Annotated in this window: 14 protein-coding genes; 8 read left to right on the forward strand and 6 right to left on the reverse strand. The window is 66.1% G+C overall.

Features of this window, described 5'->3' with window-relative positions:
• Nucleotides 1-5: 5 nt before the first annotated feature.
• Nucleotides 6-608, reverse strand: a complete 603-nt coding sequence (locus HWX32_RS00465; RefSeq protein ID WP_175934303.1) for a superoxide dismutase — start codon at nucleotides 606-608, stop codon at nucleotides 6-8.
• Between the two features lie 92 nt (nucleotides 609-700).
• Here HWX32_RS00465 and msrA point away from each other — a divergent pair, with 92 nt between their 5' ends.
• Nucleotides 701-1,354, forward strand: coding sequence for a peptide-methionine (S)-S-oxide reductase MsrA (gene msrA, locus HWX32_RS00470; RefSeq protein WP_175934304.1), 654 nt, complete (start codon nucleotides 701-703; stop codon nucleotides 1,352-1,354).
• A 3-nt stretch (nucleotides 1,355-1,357) separates the two neighbouring features.
• Here the strand turns inward: msrA and HWX32_RS00475 are convergent, their stop codons facing one another.
• On the reverse strand, nucleotides 1,358-2,254 hold the full coding sequence (locus tag HWX32_RS00475) for a GDSL-type esterase/lipase family protein (RefSeq protein ID WP_217702878.1): 897 nt from the start codon (nucleotides 2,252-2,254) through the stop codon (nucleotides 1,358-1,360).
• Nucleotides 2,255-2,312: 58 nt separating this feature from the next.
• Nucleotides 2,313-4,199, reverse strand: a complete 1,887-nt coding sequence (locus HWX32_RS00480; RefSeq protein WP_254868183.1) for an alpha/beta-hydrolase family protein — start codon at nucleotides 4,197-4,199, stop codon at nucleotides 2,313-2,315.
• A gap of 65 nt (nucleotides 4,200-4,264) precedes the next feature.
• On the opposite strand from HWX32_RS00480, the gene HWX32_RS00485 reads away from it, so the two are divergent.
• The 6 genes from HWX32_RS00485 to HWX32_RS00510 all read left to right on the forward strand — a co-directional run bounded on the left by HWX32_RS00485 (nucleotide 4,265) and on the right by HWX32_RS00510 (nucleotide 11,541).
• The gene (locus tag HWX32_RS00485) at nucleotides 4,265-5,041 is read left to right on the forward strand and encodes a glycerophosphodiester phosphodiesterase family protein (protein WP_303049127.1); all 777 of its coding nucleotides are present in this window, start codon (nucleotides 4,265-4,267) and stop codon (nucleotides 5,039-5,041) included.
• Nucleotides 5,042-5,076: 35 nt separating this feature from the next.
• Entirely contained in the window at nucleotides 5,077-6,000 is a 924-nt protein-coding gene (locus HWX32_RS00490) for a DUF5926 family protein (RefSeq protein ID WP_175934306.1), read from the forward strand.
• A gap of 133 nt (nucleotides 6,001-6,133) precedes the next feature.
• Complete coding sequence (locus HWX32_RS00495; RefSeq protein WP_175934307.1) at nucleotides 6,134-7,801, forward strand: ABC transporter substrate-binding protein; 1,668 nt, start codon at nucleotides 6,134-6,136, stop codon at nucleotides 7,799-7,801.
• Nucleotides 7,802-7,829: 28 nt separating this feature from the next.
• Complete coding sequence (locus HWX32_RS00500) at nucleotides 7,830-8,903, forward strand: ABC transporter permease (protein ID WP_075468730.1); 1,074 nt, start codon at nucleotides 7,830-7,832, stop codon at nucleotides 8,901-8,903.
• The gene (locus tag HWX32_RS00505) at nucleotides 8,903-9,892 is read left to right on the forward strand and encodes an ABC transporter permease (protein ID WP_075468731.1); all 990 of its coding nucleotides are present in this window, start codon (nucleotides 8,903-8,905) and stop codon (nucleotides 9,890-9,892) included. Before HWX32_RS00500 ends, HWX32_RS00505 begins: the two co-directional genes overlap by 1 nt.
• The gene (locus tag HWX32_RS00510; RefSeq protein WP_175934308.1) at nucleotides 9,889-11,541 is read left to right on the forward strand and encodes an ABC transporter ATP-binding protein; all 1,653 of its coding nucleotides are present in this window, start codon (nucleotides 9,889-9,891) and stop codon (nucleotides 11,539-11,541) included. The genes HWX32_RS00505 and HWX32_RS00510 overlap by 4 nt, the downstream gene beginning before the upstream one ends.
• A 312-nt stretch (nucleotides 11,542-11,853) precedes the next feature.
• Here the strand turns inward: HWX32_RS00510 and hutI are convergent, their stop codons facing one another.
• From hutI to hutH, 3 genes are all read right to left on the reverse strand, one after another.
• A complete protein-coding gene (gene hutI / locus HWX32_RS00515; RefSeq protein ID WP_175934309.1) occupies nucleotides 11,854-13,044 on the reverse strand; it encodes an imidazolonepropionase in 1,191 nt (396 codons plus the stop codon).
• An 82-nt stretch (nucleotides 13,045-13,126) separates the two neighbouring features.
• Nucleotides 13,127-14,818 carry a urocanate hydratase gene (gene hutU / locus HWX32_RS00520; RefSeq protein ID WP_175934310.1) on the reverse strand — a complete coding sequence of 564 codons (1,692 nt, stop codon included), beginning with the start codon at nucleotides 14,816-14,818 and terminating at the stop codon, nucleotides 13,127-13,129.
• Nucleotides 14,819-15,000: 182 nt separating this feature from the next.
• Nucleotides 15,001-16,551: a histidine ammonia-lyase gene (gene hutH / locus HWX32_RS00525; RefSeq protein WP_175934311.1), complete on the reverse strand. Its 1,551-nt coding sequence runs from the start codon at nucleotides 16,549-16,551 to the stop codon at nucleotides 15,001-15,003.
• A 212-nt stretch (nucleotides 16,552-16,763) separates the two neighbouring features.
• Here hutH and HWX32_RS00530 point away from each other — a divergent pair, with 212 nt between their 5' ends.
• The gene (locus tag HWX32_RS00530) at nucleotides 16,764-18,389 is read left to right on the forward strand and encodes a sodium:alanine symporter family protein (protein ID WP_175934312.1); all 1,626 of its coding nucleotides are present in this window, start codon (nucleotides 16,764-16,766) and stop codon (nucleotides 18,387-18,389) included.
• The last annotated feature ends 45 nt before the right edge of the window (nucleotides 18,390-18,434 follow it).

Here is an 18,434-nt window from a genome sequence, read left to right on the forward strand (position 1 = left end):
ACAGCTTATGCGGCGGCCTTGGTGTAACGCTCGTTGACGTCGTCCCAGTTCACGACGTTCCACCACGCCTCGACGTAGTCAGCCTTGACGTTCTTGTACTGCAGGTAGAACGCGTGCTCCCACATATCGAGCATGAGCACCGGGGTGAAGTCCACGGAGATGTTGCCCTGCTGGTCAGTCATCTGCTGGATGATCAGGCGGCCAGCAACGTGGTCGTAACCCGCGACAGCCCAGCCGGAGCCCTGCAGACCGTTGGCGACAGCGGAGAACTGCTTCTTGAAGCCCTCGAAGGAGCCGAAGTCGCGGTCGATGGCCTCAGCGATCGCGCCGGTCGGGTTGCCGCCAGCGTTCGGAGCCATGTTCTTCCAGAAGATGGAGTGGTTCGTGTGGCCACCAAGGTTGAACGCGAGGTTCTTGGTCAGCGCGCGGATCTTGTCGGCGTCAGCCTCGCCGCCCCGCTCCGCCTCCAGCGCCTCAAGCGCGGCGTTGGCGCCCTTGACGTAGTTCGCGTGGTGCTTGTCGTGGTGCAGCTCCATAATCTCGGCGGAGATGTGCGGCTCCAGCGCGTCGTATGCGTACGGCAGATCGGGCAGCTCGTAAACAGCCATGATTGGTATTCCTTTCAATTGCGTTCGTGTACGGCACCCCATGGTAGAGAAAATTTGGGAACAGGGTCGCGGGCCCAACCGTTATGGCAGGTATGGGATTTATGTTTGGTAGGTTGGCGGAGCTCGTCGATAAGCAAAATGCTCTTCCGGGGCGCGGGGAGCCCGTGCTTGCGCACCCCAAGTCCCACGCGGTGCTGGACACCCCGATCACGGGGCCGTGGCGCGAAGGGCAGAGGCGGCTGCTGGTGGGCATCGGCTGCTTCTGGGGCGCGGAAAAGATGTTCTGGCAGCTCGACGGGGTGGAATCCACCTCCGTGGGCTACGGCGGCGGCGTGACCCCTAACCCCACCTACGGAGAGGTGTGCACGGGGCAAACCAACCACGTCGAGCTGGTGGAAGTGGTCTACGATCCGCAGGTGGTGAGCCTGAAGGAACTCGTGCGCGTGGCGCTCGAGGCGCACGACCCGACGCAGGGCTACCGGCAGGGCAACGACGTGGGCACGCAATACCGCTCGGCGTTCTACACTGACACCGAGGCAGAAGCGGAACAGATCCGCGGCTGGATCACCGAGTACGGCGAGGCGCTTCGCGACGCGGGCTACGGCGACATCACCACCGAAGTCGCCTCCGTGGAGCGCGACGGTGTGGACTACTACCTCGCCGAGGACGAGCACCAGCAGTACCTGCACAAGGTGCCCGACGGCTACTGCCCGCACCACTCAACAGGCGTGGCCTGCGGGATCTAACGGCTAGAGGCTGCGAGCGATTTGCTCGGCCATAAACCGCGAGCCGGGCACGGTCGGGTGCAGGCCCATCGTGTGCTGCGTAGTGGTGTCAATCGCGCCCGCGACCCAGCGCTGCGCGTCCGGCGCGCACGTGTTGTGGGCGGCGGACGGGGCCTTCAACTCGACGTACGTCGAACGGGTGGCGTGCGCGGCGGCGCGCTGGTGGTTGCGCACGTGGTTCTCAATCGCCTGCAGGCCCGGCAGCGGGATGCCCGTGCGCAGGTTGGGGATGACGTTGACCAGGCACACCGACTGCAGGCCGTACGGCTCGGAGACGGAAAGCATGCCGGAGAAGATGATCTTCGCCCGCGGGGCCACGGCGCGCACCTTGTTCACGGCGGTGGTCATGTTGCTTACGTACTCGCGGTGCATCCGCGGCTGGTCGAGGGGCTTCGCGCCGCGGTTGATGCCGTACGGGCCGTAATCGTTAATCCCCACCGCGAACACCACCGCCCGGGTGCCCGGGTGAATGTCGCCCTGGGCAATCGCACGGTCCACGCGGCCCGGCATCACGTGCGAAGACTCGGCTGTGCAGGAGTGGTCGCTCACCGGCACGTTCGCGATGCGGCTGAGCTGGCGCGGCCAGTTGTCCGGCGACTGCAGGCAGCCGTTCTTGCTGGGGTAGGTGCCCCACACGAAGTGGCGGATCTGGGGGACCTGCGACTTCTTCAGCGTGTTGCGCACCTCGTCCGGGTTCGACGTGTAGGAATCGCCGAACGTGACCACGTTGCCGTTGGGCGCGGCGTGGGCAACCGGGCTGGTCGCCGGGCTCACCGCCACTCCCGCGAGCGCCGCCGCAGTAGCCAGTGCTGTCATGAGGCGTCGAAGCTTCATCGCCGCGTCCTTTCCTTGCGCGCCCACGCTGGGGTCCGTGTGGGCATTTAACTGTTGGGCAAGTGTAGCGTCCCCGGGGCCCGTTTTAGTACCCGTGCTTGGACGGGAAGCCGTCCGGCGGCTTGCGCAGCTTCGTCGCATCCTGGTGGATCCACTCCGCGGCGCGCTCGATTTCCTCGGGTGTCAGCCCGGCGCCCTCGCCGTTGACCACCGCGTTCCAGTAATGCACCGTCTCGTCGTGATAGTTGTGCCCGTGCGGCGAGGGATACTCCTGCGAGGCCAGTTGGTCGATGCCTACCTGCCAGAACGTGATCAGCGGCGTCCAGCGCAGCGTGTCCAGCACGTCGAGGTGCTGCGCCTCAGGCGCCGGCACCCCACGCGAGCCGGGCTCCCTCAACCAGTCGGGGATGCGCCAGGCCAGGCTGGGGCGCCACCACACCACCGGGTCGGAGGCGTGCTGGGCGAACAGGTAGCGCGGCTGTGTCCACTCGTTTGCATAGGCTTCGCCCTGGAAGTCGTGGGCGATGTGGTCTTGGTGGGCGGCGAAGCGGATGTGGCGGCCGCCGTCGACAAGCGGCAAGCGCTCCGGCGAACCTTCCTCGCGCGCGTCGGTGACCGCGCGGTGGTTGCGCGCGAACCCGGGCACGCCGGTGAACACGCCGCCGGAAGTGCCGTCCAAAAACTCCTCGACGCTTTCAAACGTGTCGGACACGCCGTACGCGCCGAGCGATTCGCCGCCAACGTAGAGCTTCGGGCGCTCGTTTTCGGGCATGTCCTGCATTTCGCGCAGGATGGCAAGCACGAGCGCGCGTGACGACGCCACCGGGGACTCGTGATCGGCCAAATACGCGTAGGCGGACGGCAGGTACGAGTACTGCATGGCGACGATCGCCGAATCGCCGCGGGTGACGAACTCGAAGCCGGACGTGTGGAAATCGTTGATCCACCCGGTGCCGGCCGCCGACATCACGGCGATGTGGGAGCGCTCGAACGCGTCGGTGCGGTGCATCTCCGCCACCGCCTCCTCGGCCATGGCCTCGAAGTCCGGCGACGCGCTCGGGTCCAGGTCGTGCAGGCCGATGAACACGCGGATCGGCTCGGCCTCCGCGCTGCCCACCACCTCTTCGATGTCGGCCTTGCGCGGCCCGCCCGCCACCACGGCGCGGCCCTGGCGCCCCATGGAGTTCCAATCCACCGCCGATGCCGGGGAGCCGGAGCGTTCCGGCTCTGTCGGCTGGTCGGCGCCGCGCATGAACTCGCGGTCGAGCTCCATCGCGGACTTCGACGCGGCCGAGAGGAAACGGCGGATGATGAGCCGGTCGCCCACCAGGACGAGCAGCGCGCCGCCGCCCGCGATGGCAAGCGGCCACGAGGTCACGGACGGCAGCTTGCGGCCCAGAAGCGCCTCAATCGAATCGATAAACCGCTGAATGCCCTCGCCCACCAAAAGCAACCCGCCGTAGCCGACGGTGCCCAGTGCGATGCCGCCGACCACCTCGGCCACGGTGAACGAATCGTCCGACTCCACCAGATTCTCGTGCTTCACGCGCCTCGCCATGGAGCTGGCGTACACGCTCAAAGTCACGCCGGTCATGGCCAGGCGCGCCGAGCGTGGCAGCGGCCCGCCCACGCCCTTAGGCAGCACGGGTTTGAGCGCCTGCGTGAGCCCGGTGGCGCAGGCGTGGCCGATGGCCTGCCAGGCAGCCACGTTCGCCGTCATTGCCCACAGGCTGTGCGGCAGAAGCGACGGGCTCACCGCACCCCACGTGGCCACTTCCGCGCCGACGAGACCCGCGCGGAAGTTCTCCGGCAAGCTGCGCATCCCCCGCATGCGCAGCCCCGGGGCGAGATCGGAAAAGACATCCACAGCCATCATCGGCACGGCCAGCACGCCATCGCGCTTCAGGGAAAAGCGGCGCTTTGTGCGTCGGACTGCATCGGTAAGAGGTACCCGGATGTCGTCGATAAGCATGCGCCCTATTGTCCCAAAAACCTTCCGCTCGCGCCCGCTTGCAAGCGGGGGTAGCGTTGGGGCCCGTGAGCGACGTCCAGACATCCGAGCAGACCCCGAAGATTGTGGCGCACCGCGGCTTTTCCGGAATGTTTCCCGAACTGACCTTCCGCGCGTTCGACGAGGCGCTCAAGCTGCCCATCCACGGTATCGAATGCGACGTGCGCCTCACCCGCGACGGACGCCTAGTGGTGTTCCACGACGCGACGGTCAACCGCACCAGCGACGGCCGCGGGCGCGTCGACGCGATGGACTACAAGGACCTGCGGGAGCTGAACATCGGCACCAAGGAAGACCCGCAGCACATCATGCTGCTGGAAGAGCTGCTCGAGCTGATGGGCGACTACCCCGACAAGCACATCTACATCGAGACGAAACACCCCACCATCTACGGGCCCGAGGTGGACGAGCAAACACTGCGCATGCTCTCCTACGCACGGCTTTTGGATTCGGAGAACATCCACGTCATCTCCTTTTCCCACAAGGCGGTGCGCTACTTCACCCGCATGGCGCCGCAGCTGGAGACCTACTACCTGTTTCGGCTCAAAGAGCGGAAGTGGAACCCGAAAAACGCGATGCTCTCGCGCCCCTACGGCGTGGGCCCAGCGCTGTCGCACCTGCAGTCGAAGCAGGAGCTGCTGCACAAGGACGGGCTGAAAACGTACACGTGGACCGTGAACACGCCGCGCGAGATGATGTGGTGCGCCGACAAGGGCGTGGACGTGATGGCCACCGATCTACCGAACTTGGCAGTCGACACGTTCGAGCGGGGCATCCAGTACGCGAAGGCCGTCGCGCAGTAGCCGGCCGTACGATTGCGTGCCGTACGATTGCGTGCATGGTGCAACGCAAGCCGAAGAAAAAGAAGACGAAAGAGCAGCTGCCCGAGGGTATGAGCCGCCGCGAGGCGAAGCTGGCCGCCCGCGCCGCCGAGCGTGAGGCGCTGCAGCGCGATCCCCGCCCGTTCAAGGGTCTGGCCGCCGAGGCGGATCTGGTGGCGCTGCAGGAGTTCGTCCCGTCCGCGGTGACGCAGTTCGAGGTCCGCGGCACGCCCGTCAACGTGGTGACGGTGCTGCCGGGCGCGGGCGCGGCGCTTGTGCGCGAGGAGGCCCAGGGAGGCGAGCGTTTCGTCGCGCTGCAGGTGCAGCACCACTCGCAGAACCCGGGGCGCGACTTGGCGTACGCGCTGAATTGGGTGCTTCAGGCCGCGCCGGGTGAGTCGTTGCAGTCCACTGTTGCGGATGGTTCGCAGCCGGAGCTTGCATCGCTTATCGACGTTGACGTGACCCCCGAGATCACCACACACCAGGACTTCGCCTGGTGGTTCCCCGAGGGCGCGGCCGTGCCGCCGCAGGTGCAGCAGGCGCTGCGCCAGGCCAACGACGCGGTGCTGCCGTCGCAGCAGGTGGGCGAGGGCCTGCCGGGCGCGATCTGGTGGGTGAACCCGGGCGGCGGCAAGGCACACATCCGCTGGGTGCGCACCGAGGACAGCGAAGAGCAGATGCTGGCCGCGCTGGCGCGCATCGCCGCGCGCGGTGAGCTCAACCTGGGCGAAGGCACGAAGTTCGCGGGCGCGTTCCGTACGCACGGCTTGGTGGTTCCGGTGTTCGACCTTGATCCGTCCGTTGCGGCCGCCGCCTACGAAGGCGCACTGAAGGCGCTGGATGAGCGCATCAGCGCGGAGTACGGCAACAACGCGCAGCTCAGTGCCGAGGAGCGTAAGCAGCTGGACAACATCAAGTCGCGCCAGGTAACCATTTAAAGGTTTCGTACTCTGACGCGCACGCGTTTTATAACGTTTTTATAACTCCTAGGGTTTTTCTACTATCTACCCGGCTACAGTTTCTGCAACGTTGCCGCAGACCCGGGCAACTGATAACGCTAGGAGTTTTTGCATGTCCTCTTCGAAGAACCGCGTCCTGCTTGCGCCGGTACTTGCCCTGATCACGGCCGGTGCCCTCACTGCCTGCGCGACAACTGACACAGCGTCCAACGACGCCGAGACCACCGCGGCGGAGGGTTCCGATGCCGCAGCCGCCCCCGCGGGCGAAGGCGTAATCACCGTCGGCACCACCGACAAGGTGACCAAGCTCGACCCGGCCGGCGCCTACGACAACGGCAGCTACCAGGTCATGCGCCAGGTCTACGGCTTCCTGGTGGAGTCCCCGGCCGGCGAGGAAGACGCGACACCTGTGCCGTCGCTGGCGGAGTCCGCCGAGTTCACCAGCCCGAACGAGTACACCGTGAAGCTTCCGGAGGGCCTGACGTTTGAAAACGGCAACGAGCTGACGTCGTCCGACGTGAAGTTCACCTTTGACCGCCAGATTGGCATCGACGACCCGAACGGCCCGGCTTCGCTCCTGGCCAACCTGGACTCCGTCGAGACGCCGGACGAGCAGACCGTGGTGTTCAAGCTGAAGGAAGGCAACGACCAGACCTTCCCGTTCGTGCTGAACTCCCCGGTTGCGCCGATCGTGGACGAAGAGGTCTTCGCCGCCGACAAGGTGATGGAAAACGCCGAGGTTGTGGAGGGCAAGCCGTTTGCTGGCCAGTACACGATCGACAACTTCAACGAAAACGAGCTCATCTCTTACTCCCCGCGCGCCGACTACAAGGGCCTGCTGGGTGAGGCGGCGAACGAGGGCGTGAACGTGAAGTACTACGCCGACGCGTCGAACATGAAGCTCGACGTCCAGCAGAACAACATCGACGTCGCCTATCGCTCGCTGACCGCCACCGACATCGACGACCTGCGCGGCGACGACAACGTGAAGGTCGTCGAGGGCCCGGGTGGCGAGATCCGCTACATGGTGTTCAACCTCAACACCCAGCCGTACGGCGCGACGACCGAAGAGGCCGACGCTGAGAAGGCGAAGGCTGTGCGCCAGGCCGTGACCGCGTCCATCGACCGTTCCGCGCTGGCCACCGACGTGTACAAGGACACCTTCTCCCCGCTGTACTCCTCCGTGCCGGAGGCGATGAACGGCGCCACCGAGCCGGTGAAGGACCTCTACCTCACCGCCGACGGCGGCGCGGACGCCGACAAGGCAAAGCAGATCCTTGAGGACGCGGGCGTTGAGGTTCCGGTGGACCTCGCGCTGCAGTACAACCCGGACCACTACGGCCCGTCTTCCGGCGACGAGTACGCGGCGATTAAGTCCCAACTCGAGGCAACCGGCCTGTTCACCGTGGACCTGCAGTCCACCGAGTGGGTGCAGTACAACAAGGACCGCACCGAGGACGTCTACCCGCTGTACCAGCTCGGCTGGTTCCCGGACTTCCCGGACGCGGACAACTACCTCACCCCGTTCTTCACACTGAACAACTTCGTGGGCAACCACTTCGAGGATGAGACTGCGGACAAGATGATCCGCGAGTCCGCCGTGGAGCCGGACGAGGATGCACGCATGGCGAAGCTGGGCGAGGTCCAGGACTACATGGCGGAAGAGCTCTCCACTGTCCCGCTGCTGCAGGGCAAGCAGTTCGCCATCGTGGGCAAGGACGTCGAGGGTGTTGAGCTCGACTCGTCCTTCCTGCTCCGCTTCGGCCCGATTTCCAAGTAACACCAGAAAGTAAGGCTCAGCGAGAACTATGACTGCCGCCGTAGAGGCGGAAAACGAACAGAAAACGAGTAAGGGTAGCGGCGGGAGTTTCCTGCGGTACATCCTTATTCGTTTTCTGCTTATTTTCCCCACAATCTTCATCCTGGTCACCACCGTCTTTTTCCTGATGCGCTCAACGGGCGACCCGATTAGCGCGGCCCTCGGCGGGCGCCTGCCAGCCGACGAGCTGGCCCGCCGCGTGGAAGAAGCCGGTTACAACAAGCCGCTCATCGTCCAATACTTCGACTACCTCGGCGACGTCGCGCGCGGCGACTTCGGCACCACGTTCACCGACGGCCAGAAGGTCACCGATTTGCTGGTCACCTACGGCGCCGCGACCGCGGAGCTGGTGTTTTACGGGCTCATCGTCGCGCTGCTGCTCGGCGTGCCGGGCGGCATGGTCGCCGCCTACTACCGCGACCGCTGGCCAGACGCCGTGCTGCGCATCCTGGGCATCCTCGCCTACGCCACCCCGGTGTTCTTCGTCGGTCTGCTGCTCAAGCTGGTCTTTTCGGTGCAGCTGGGTTGGTTGCCGGTAGCAGGGCGCGTATCGACGGCCGGTGAAGCGACCCTGCGCTCCATCACCAACCCCACGCCTTTCTACGGCCTTGACGCGCTGCGCTTGGGCGACCCGGCCCTGATCAAGGACGTCGCTTCGCACGCGATCCTGCCGGCCGTCGCCATCGGCCTGCTCATCGGTGGTGTGTTCCTGCGCCTGGTGCGCACGAACCTGATCGGCACACTGGAGCGCCAGTACATCGAGTCCGCCCGCTCCCGCGGCGTGAAGGAGCGCAGGCTGGTCACCCACCACGGCCTTCGCCCCGCGCTGATCCCCGTGATCACGGTGATGGGTATGCAGATCGCGCTCTCGCTCGGCGGCGCCGTGCTCACGGAGACCACCTTTGAGTGGAAGGGCCTGGGCTACATCTTGGTGCAGTACATGCAGGCGCGTGACTACGTGGCGGTGCAGGGCATCGTCATGCTCATGGCCGTCATCGTCGCCGTGACCAATTTCATCGTGGACATCATCGCCGCGTTCGTCGACCCGAGGGTGAGGTTCTAATGTCCACCGCAACCACAGCGAAAAAGTCCCCCGGCACCACGCCGAAGTGGAAGCAGCTGCCACTGATTAAGGACGTGGTGCGCTCGGCTGGCCTGCAGCGCTTCATGCTTATCGTCGGCCTTATCCTCACCTCGATTCTGTTGCTCACCGCGCTGTTCGCTCCGCTTATCGCGCCGTACACCTGGTCGCAGACCGCGGACGAGGCTGGCACGTTCGGCACCCAGCAGCCGCCGTCGGCTGAGCACATCTGGGGCACCACCGTGTCCGGCTTCGACGTGTTTTCCCGCGTGGTGTGGGGCACCCGCACCGCGGTGGCCGTCATCGTGGCGGCCGTGGTGCTGTCCATCATCCTGGGCACGCTGCTCGGGCTGATCTCCGGCTACATCGGCGGCTGGCTCGACCGCATCCTGGTGATGATCGCGGACGCCATCTACGCGTTCCCGTCCCTGCTTTTGGCCATCGTGATGTCGATTGCGCTCACCGGCGGCAAATCGAGCGCGCTCGGCGGCATCGCCGCGGCCGCGATCTCGATCACCGTGGTGTTCATCCCCCAATACTTCAGGGTGATACGCGCCGAAACCATGCGCTTGAAAGCCGAGCCGTTCGTGGAATCCGCCATGGTGGTCGGCGCGTCGCGCTGGCGCATCATGGGCGTGCACATCTTCAGAAACGCCACCCGCACCCTGCCTCTGATCTTCACGTTGAACGCCTCCGAGGCCATCCTCACCCTGGCGGGCCTGGGCTTCATCGGCTTCGGCATCGAGCCCACCTCGGCCGCGGAGTGGGGCTACGACTTAAACCGCGCCGTCTCCGACGTCACCTCCGGCATCTGGTGGACCGCCCTCTTCCCGGGCCTGGCTATCGTCCTTTCAGTACTGGGCATCACACTGGTCGGCGAGTCCTTGAACGACTTGAACGACCCGCGGCTGCGTGTTCGTCGTAAAGCAAAAGCCCACGACACAGACCGATTCGAGGAGGCGGACGCATGAACCGCGTAGATATTGAAAACCTGCACGTCGGCTTCAACACCGACTCCGGTTTCGTGCACGCAGTGCGCGGCGTGAACCTCGCGCTCGAACCCGGCGAGATCCTCGCGCTCGTGGGCGAATCCGGCTCCGGCAAAACCGTCACCGCCCGCTCCGTGCTCGGGCTGCTCGGCGACACCGCCGTATCCAAAGGCACCGTGCTGGTCGAAGGCAACAACGTGACCACCATGAGCGGCGACGAGCTGCGCGAAATGCGCGGCAAGGACGCCTCCATGATCTTCCAGGAGCCCTCCAGCGCCATGAACCCCGTGTTCCCCATCTGGTGGCAGATGGCGGAGGGGCTGCGCGCGCACAACCCGAAGATCTCGAAGAAGGAAGCTAAACGACGCTGCGTGGAAGCGCTGCGCGCCGTGGGCATCCCCGAGCCGGAAAAGCGCATCAACCGCTACCCGCACGAATTCTCCGGCGGGCAGAAGCAACGCATCATGATCGCGATGGCCATCGAACTCGGCGCGAACACCATCGTCGCCGACGAGCCAACCACCGCACTTGACGTCACCGTGCAGGCCGAGATTCTGCAGCTGCTGCGCAAGCTTCGCGACGAGCGGGGGACCTCCATCATCATCATCACCCACAACATGGGCGTCGTGGCGGACCTCGCGGACAGCGTTGCCGTGATGTACCAGGGGCGCATCATCGAGCGGGCGCCGGTGCGCGAACTGTTCGCCAACCCGCAGGAGGACTACACCAAGCGGCTGCTGAGCGCGGTTCCGCGGCTGGGAACACAGTCGCTTTCGGCGCTGACGCCCGCGGCGGAGTTGGATGAGATGCGCTCCGGTGTGCCCGTGGTGGAGGCCAATGGGCTCGAGGTGACGTACCCGGGCCGTCTCGGAGCGCCTTCGTTTACCGCGGTGAAAGGCGTGTCGTTCGCGATTCACGCGGGCGAGGTGTTCGGCCTGGTCGGCGAGTCCGGCTCCGGTAAGACCACCATCGGACGTGCCATGGTGGGGCTGGAGAAAGTCACCGGCGGGTCGCTGAACGTGCTGGGGCAGGACCTCAAAGGCATCCGCCCCGATGCGCTTCGCGAGCTGCGCAAACGCGTCGGCTTCGTGTTCCAGGACCCGGCGACCTCGTTCAACCCGTACTTCACCGTGGAGGAGTGCATCACCGAGCCGATGGTGGTCAACTCTGACGCGTCGGCGAAGGACCGGAAGCGTCGCGCCGCCGAGCTTCTCGACGCCGTCGAGCTCCCCGTCGAATTCGCATCCCGCTACCCGCACGAACTCTCCGGCGGCCAGCGACAGCGCATCTCACTTGCCCGCGCACTGGTCCTCGACCCGGAGCTGCTCATCGCCGACGAGCCCACGTCCGCCCTCGACGTCTCCGTCCAGGCCGTGGTGCTCGAGCTGTTCCAGTCGCTGCAACGCGAACTGGGCTTCGCGGCACTGTTCATCAGCCACGACCTAGCTGTGGTGGACATGGTCTCCCACACCGTCGGCGTGCTCTACCACGGCGACCTGGTGGAATACGGCTACGGCAAGGATGTGATGGCCAACCCGCAGGAGGCCTACACGCAGCGCCTAGTCGGCTCGTTGCCGGTGCCGGATCCGGTGGAACAGGCCGCGCGCCGGGAGGCGTTCTTCGCCAAGTAGGCGGCGCGGGGGCTGCGGCGGCGCTGGTGCCGGGGCGAGCGCGCCGGGCTGCAGAGGTGTGCCGGGGTTTACCGGCCTCCGCGAAGTAGACCCAGCGGTTGAAGTCAGCGTCAGCGAGCGCGCGACCTGGGGGTTTGTGGTAGGTCCCTGTAGACCCCAGCGCTGGGGTCTACATCAAAATCTATAGCTGTAGACACCAGAGATTTGTATAGATATACGAGCTGGAGTTTTATCGCGTGATTCTGGGCTCAGATGCGCTGGGGTCTACTTGCTTGTAGACCCCAGCGTTTGGAGGGTGCGCGGGGCTGCGCCTTAGCCGTAGACCTTCTCGCCTGCGACCCAGGTCTGCCACGTGATCGGCATACCCGGGCGGTACGCCAGGTTGATGGCGTTCTCCGCGTCGAGGATGTGCAGGTCAGCGGCTGCGCCCGGAACCAGGGTGCCCTTCGCGGGGCGGCCCTGTGGGTCTTTGCCGCCGCCGACATTGTGGCGGCGCAGGGCCTTGGCGCCGCCGGTGGTGGCGGCCTCGATGGCCTCGTCCAACGTGAGGTACTGCTGCAGCACCGCCGTGGTGACGCAGAAGTTCATCGAGGACGTGAAGCTGGTGCCCGGGTTGAGGTTGGAGGCGATGGCGAGGGTGGCGCCGGCGTCGCGAAGCGCGCGCGCCGGGGCGAGGTCCTCGCGGGTGGACAGGTCGCAGGCGGGCAGCAGCGTGGCGACGGTGTCCGAGCCAGCCAGCAGCTCAATGTCCTCCTCGGACAGGTAGTTCACGTGGTCGACGCTGGCCGCGCCCATCTCCACGGCGAGCTTCACGCCAGGGCCCTCACCGAGCTGGTTGCCGTGCACGCGCACGCCCAGGCCGGCGGCCTTGCCGGCCTCGAGTACGCGGCGGGACTGCTCCTCGTTGAACGCGCCCTTCTCGCAGAACACGTCGATCCAGTTCACGTGGTCCTTCACGGAGTCGAGCATCGGGCCGACCACCTCGTCGAGGTACTCTTCCGCGTCCGCCCCCGGCGGCACGAGGTGGGCGCCGAGGAAGGTGACCTCGTCGACGTGGCGGGCCGCCACGCGCGCGGCCTCCGCCTCGGATTCGACGTTCAGGCCGTAGCCCGTCTTCGTCTCGAACGTGGTCGTGCCACCGGCGTGGCCTGCGGCGATGCGCTCGCGCACCAGCTCGTCCAGGCGGTCCTCGCCGGCGGAGCGGGTTGCTTCCATGGTCACGGCGATGCCGCCTGCGGCGTAGGACTCGCCGGCCATGCGCGCCTCGAACTCCTCGGCACGGTTGCCGTCGAAGACCATGTGGGTGTGCGAGTCCACCCAGCCTGGCAGCACGGCGCGGCCGCCCACATCCACGCGCTCAGCGGAGGAAGCCTCCGCGGGGGCTTGGTCGGCGGGGCCGACCCAGGAGACCACGCCATCGTCGATAAGCAATGCTGCATCCTTGATGGTGCCAAGCTCAGACACGGTGCGAAGTTCGGAAATACCAGTAATGAAAGTGCTCATGGGTGCCTTTCTAGTTGATTTGATGAAAAACCGCCCACGCCCGGTTGGGCGCAGGCGGGATGTAGAGGCCGGGTTCTAACGATTAATCGCGTGCGTTGAACGGCATCGGGATGCGAACGCCGCGCTCCTCGGCCACCTCAGCGGCGCGGGAGTAACCGGCATCGAAGTGGCGGAACACGCCGAAGCCAGGGTCGTTGGTCAAAACGGCCTTCAGCTTCGCCTCTGCAATGTCGGTGCCGTCAGCGACGGTGACCTGGCCGGTGTGGATGGAACGGCCCATGCCAACGCCGCCGCCGTGGTGGATGGACACCCAGGTAGCGCCGCCGGAGACAGCGGTCATCGCGTTGAGCAGCGGCCAGTCCGCCACAGCGTCGGTGCCGTCGAGCATCGACTCGGTCTCGCGGTACGGAGACGCAACGGAGCCGGAGTCGAGGTGGTCGCGGCCGATAACGATCGGGGCCTTGACCTTGCCCTCGCGCACCAGGTTGTTGAAGATCACGCCGGCCTTGTCGCGCTCGCCGTAGCCCAGCCAGCAAATACGCGCGGGCAGGCCCTCGAACTCCACGTACTCCTCGGCCGCGTCGAGCCACTTGTGCAGGTGCTCGTTGTCCGGGAACGCTTCCTTGATGGCCTGGTCGGTGACCTTGATGTCCTCCGGGTCGCCGGAAAGCGCAACCCAGCGGAACGGGCCGAGGCCCTCGCAGAACAGGGGACGGATGTAGGCCGGGACGAAGCCCGGGAACTCGAAGGCGCGGTTGTAGCCGGCCTTGCGCGCCTCGTCGCGGATGGAGTTGCCGTAGTCGAATACCTCGGCGCCCTCGTCCTGGAACTCCACCATCGCCTGCACCTGAGCGGCCATGGCCTCGCGGGCCTTCTTGGTGAAGGTGACCGGGTCGGCGGCGGCCTCGTTGTGCCAGTCCTCGAAGGCGATCTCGGACGGCAGGTAGCTCAGCGGGTCGTGTGCGGAGGTCTGGTCGGTGACAATGTCCACCTCGAGCTCGCCGGCGCGGTGGCGGCGCAGCATCTCCGGGAAGACCTCCGCGGCGTTGCCCACCAGACCGACGGACAGGGCACGCTTCTCAGCCTTCGCCTCGGTGACCAGCTTGATAGCTTCCTCGATGTCGGTGGTGACCTCGTCGAGGTAGCGCTTGCCCTGGCGGCGCTTCAGGCGCGACTCGTCCACGTCCACGATGAGGCAGGCGCCACCGTTCAGGGTGACGGACAGCGGCTGAGCGCCACCCATGCCGCCGCAGCCGCCGGTGAGCGTCAGGGTGCCGGCCAGGGTGCCGTCGAAACGCTTGCGCGCAACCGCCGCGAAGGTCTCGAAGGTGCCCTGCAGGATGCCCTGGGTGGCGATGTAGATCCAGGAGCCAGCCGTCATCTGGCCGTACATCATCAGGCCCTCGTCCTCGAGCTCACGGAAGTGCTCCCAGTCGGCCCAGTCACCGACGAGGTTCGAGTTCGCGATGAGCACGCGCGGCGCCCACTCGTTGGTCTTCACAACACCGACGGGCTTGCCGGACTGCACGAGCAGCGTCTCGTCCGACTCCAGGTCCTTCAGGGTGTCGCAGATCGCGTCGAAGGCCTCCCAGCTGCGGGCTGCGCGGCCGGTGCCGCCGTAGACCACGAGCTCGTCCGGGTTCTCCGCAACCTCCGGGTCGAGGTTGTTCTGCAGCATGCGCAGCGGAGCCTCGGTCTGCCAGGACTTCGCGGTGATCTCCGTGCCGCGGGGTGCGTGGACCTCGCGGGCGCCTTCGGACCAGTTCTTCGCCATAGGAATTCCTCCATCGTGAACGTAACGGGAAATTGTGATGCGGACCTCCGGTGCCCACCGGTGTTATCCGCGTTACTCGTAGGTTAGGGCTCGCGCCCTGTTGCAGAAAGTAGGTTTTGCGCGATGCTGTCTCGAATGCGAGACGTCCCGCGGGTGTTTCGGTGCCCACCGTGAGGCGTCGATTAGCGCAATGCCCCAACTGCCTGCTCGACCGTCGCGACGTAGGCGCCCGACTTCACCAGCGCCACCGACGCCTCGATGTCGGGGGAGAGGAAGCGGTCCGTGCCCGGCCCCGGCACCGTTTCACGCAGCACGTCGCGGGCCGCAGCGGTGCCCGGCGCCGGGTCCTCGTCGCGCATGTCGATGGCGCGCGCGGCGGCGAGCGCCTCCACCGCAAGCACCCGCTGCAACCCGTCCACGCTGCGGCGCAGCTTCTTGCCCGCGGCCCAACCCATCGAGACGTGGTCCTCCTGCATCGCGGAAGATGGGATCGAATCGGCCGACGCCGGCGCCGCGTCGCGCTTCATCTCGCCGACAATCCCGGCCTGCGTGTACTGCGCGATCATCAGCCCGGAATCCACGCCCACATCGTGTGCGAGGAAAGGGGTCAGCCTGCGGTTGCGGGCTTCGTCGAGGAGGCGGTCGGTACGGCGCTCGCTTATCGACGCTTCGTCAGCAGCCACAATGGCCAAAAAGTCCAACGCGTAAGCCACCGGGGCGCCGTGGAAGTTGCCGTTGGACGCTACCCGCCCGTCAATCGTGACCACGGGGTTATCCACCGCAGACGCCAGTTCGCGGCCCGCCACCTGCGCGGTGTAGTCGATCGTGTCGCGGAAGCCGCCGGAAACCTGCGGGGAGCAGCGCACCGAATACGCGTCCTGCACGTGGCTCTGGGCGAACGCCTCGGTCGCCGCCGCGAGGATCGGGGAGTGGGCCGCAACCGCGCGCACGTTCGCGGCGGATGCCGCCTGGCCCGGGTGCGGGCGCAGCTCCTGCAGGTCGGCGTCGAACACGGAGATCGACCCGGTGAGCCCCTCCAGCGTCATCGCGGTGGCGATGTCGGCCACCTTCGCCGCGGCGCGTAGGTCGTGGATGGCCAGGCAGAGCATGCCGAGCATGCCGTCGGTGCCGTTGATCAGGGCGAGGCCCTCCTTTTCCAGGAGGGTAAGTGGGGCTATGCCTGCGTCGTCAAGCGCGCTTCGCGACGCCACCGGCGCCCCACCCTTCACCCTGCACTCACCTTCCCCGAGCAACGCGAGCGCGCAATGCGCGAGTGGCGCGAGGTCGCCCGAGCAACCCAGCGAGCCGTACTCGCGCACGACCGGCGTGATGCCCGCGTTGAGCGCGTCGGCGTACGTCTGCGCCACCACCGGGCGCACGCCCGTACGGCCCGTGCACAACGTGGAAAGACGCAGCAGCATCATCGCGCGCACCACCTCCTCGTCGACCTCCGCGCCCGAACCGGCGGCATGCGAGCGCACGAGCGAGACCTGCAGCTGCTCGCGCATCTCCTTCGGGATATGGCGGCTGGCCAATGCCCCGAAACCCGTCGAGATGCCGTACACCGGCGTGGGATCCTCCGCGAGCGCCTCCACACGGGCGCGGGAGGCGGCCATCTGCTCGACCGCGGCGTCGTCGATGCGCACCTGCGCGCCGTTGCGGGCGACGGCGACGACGTCGTCGATGGAAACGGGGCCTGTGCCGACAGTTACGTACGTGGGTTGGGTGGTCACGTTGGGTCCCTCCTTGTGCTCTGGTGTCTTCGAAATGGTGACGCAACAATAGCGCTTCCGCCGTGGAATAAGACGATTTTTATAACGCGACCAATTTTTTCACCAAAAGTGATACGGGGCACACCCCGATGGCCTATGTTCGCTACAGAACATCTTTTGACGTTCACGTGTCCAACTGTTTCCCGTACGTTTTCCCACATGAGGAGGGCCCCATGGAGGCTGTGTTAAGCACCCTGGACGGCATCATCTGGTCCAAATGGCTGGTGTACTTGTGCCTTGGCGCCGGCATTTACTTCACCGCAGTCACCCTGTTCATGCAGGTTCGCTGCATCCCCGACATGCTCAGGCAGCTGTCCCGCGGCGAGAGCTCCGAGGCGGGCATTTCCTCGTTCCAGTCGCTGATGATCTCGCTGGCCGGCCGCGTTGGCGTGGGCAACATTGCGGGCGTATCGACGGCTATCGCGTTCGGCGGCCCCGGTGCCGTGTTCTGGATGTGGATCGTGGCCTTCCTGGGCTCCGCCACCTCCTACATCGAGTGCTGCCTCGCCCAGATTTACAAGGAGCGCGATCGCGACACCGGCGAGTACCGCGGTGGCCCGGCGTACTACATCGAGAAGGCGTACTCCCACACCGCGGCGGGCGGCTTCGCCAAGGTGTACGCCGTCATCTTCGCCATCTGCATGATCCTGGCAACCTCCTACTTCCTGCCCGGCATCCAGGCCAACGGTGTGGCCTCCGCGGTGAACAACGCGTGGGGCGTCAACGTGTGGATCTCCGCGGCTGTGATGGCCGTGCTGCTCGGCTTCATCATCATCGGCGGCGTGAAGCGCATCGCGAACTTCGCTTCCATGGTGGTGCCGTTCATGGCGGTGCTCTACATCATCTTCGCAATCGTGGTGATGGTGATGAACGCGGACCAGATCCCGCACGTGTTCAGCATGATCTTCAACGCTGCCTTCGATAAGGAGGCTGCCTTCTCCGGCATGCTCGGCGCCGCCATCATGTGGGGTGTCAAGCGCGGCATCTACTCGAACGAGGCTGGCCAGGGCACCGGCCCGCAGTCCGCCGCCGCAGCCGAGGTGTCCCACCCGGCGAAGCAGGGCTTCGTGCAGTCCTTCGCGGTGTACGTGGACACCCTGTTCGTCTGCACCGCCACCGCGTTCATCATCCTGTCCACCGACATGTACCGCGTGTTCGAGGGCCAGTCCGAGGACGGCGCCGTGATCTACGAGGGCTCCCTGCCCGGCGACATCCCCGTTGGCCCCGGTTTCGTGCAGGAAGGCCTGAACACCTTCGGTGCGGGCTTCGGCGCGTCGTTCGTGGCGCTGGCGATCATGTTCTTCGCCTTCACCACGGTGCTGGCCTACTACTACATGGCAGAGGTGAACTTCGCCTACCTCAACCGCTGGGTGAAGAACCCGGGCGCGCGCACCGCTATCATCTGGATCCTGCGCGCGCTGATCATCGTTGCCGTGCTCGTCGGCGCGACTTCCACCCCGGGCACCGCCTGGGCGCTCGGCGACATCGGCGTGGGCGCGACCGCGTGGCTGAACATTGTGGCCATCCTGTTCCTGCAGGTCCCGGCACTGCGTTGCCTGTGGGACTACCGCCGCCAGAAGAAGGCCGGCTTCGACCCGCAGTTCGACCCGCAGGCACTGGGCATCAAGAACGCCACCTTCTGGGAGGACCGCAAGGCCGAGATGGTTGCCAACGGCACCTGGGCGCACCCGAACGCGCCGGCTACGCCCGCCGCAACCGAAGCGGCCGCCACCGCGCCGGGCGCCGACGGCTTCGGCGGCACGGGCTCGACCGCAGTGCGTCAGGACCCGCTGAAGTAAACCCCTCGAGGCAAAATCGCCGCACCCCGGACGCGGGGCGCGGCG

This window comes from Corynebacterium sp. Marseille-P4321, assembly GCF_903645305.1.
Taxonomy (GTDB): Bacteria; Actinomycetota; Actinomycetes; order Mycobacteriales; family Mycobacteriaceae; genus Corynebacterium.

What these genes read in the sequence shown, in the direction of transcription:
- HWX32_RS00465 (WP_175934303.1), bottom strand. Translation starts at nt 608, where the DNA reads ATGGCTGTTTACGAGCTGCCCGATCTGCCGTACGCATACGACGCGCTG.
- msrA (WP_175934304.1), top strand. Translation starts at nt 701, where the DNA reads ATGGGATTTATGTTTGGTAGGTTGGCGGAGCTCGTCGATAAGCAAAAT.
- HWX32_RS00480 (WP_254868183.1), bottom strand. Translation starts at nt 4,199, where the DNA reads ATGCTTATCGACGACATCCGGGTACCTCTTACCGATGCAGTCCGACGC.
- HWX32_RS00490 (WP_175934306.1), top strand. Translation starts at nt 5,077, where the DNA reads ATGGTGCAACGCAAGCCGAAGAAAAAGAAGACGAAAGAGCAGCTGCCC.
- HWX32_RS00495 (WP_175934307.1), top strand. Translation starts at nt 6,134, where the DNA reads ATGTCCTCTTCGAAGAACCGCGTCCTGCTTGCGCCGGTACTTGCCCTG.
- HWX32_RS00500 (WP_075468730.1), top strand. Translation starts at nt 7,830, where the DNA reads ATGACTGCCGCCGTAGAGGCGGAAAACGAACAGAAAACGAGTAAGGGT.
- HWX32_RS00505 (WP_075468731.1), top strand. Translation starts at nt 8,903, where the DNA reads ATGTCCACCGCAACCACAGCGAAAAAGTCCCCCGGCACCACGCCGAAG.
- HWX32_RS00510 (WP_175934308.1), top strand. Translation starts at nt 9,889, where the DNA reads ATGAACCGCGTAGATATTGAAAACCTGCACGTCGGCTTCAACACCGAC.
- hutI (WP_175934309.1), bottom strand. Translation starts at nt 13,044, where the DNA reads ATGAGCACTTTCATTACTGGTATTTCCGAACTTCGCACCGTGTCTGAG.
- hutU (WP_175934310.1), bottom strand. Translation starts at nt 14,818, where the DNA reads ATGGCGAAGAACTGGTCCGAAGGCGCCCGCGAGGTCCACGCACCCCGC.
- HWX32_RS00530 (WP_175934312.1), top strand. Translation starts at nt 16,764, where the DNA reads ATGGAGGCTGTGTTAAGCACCCTGGACGGCATCATCTGGTCCAAATGG.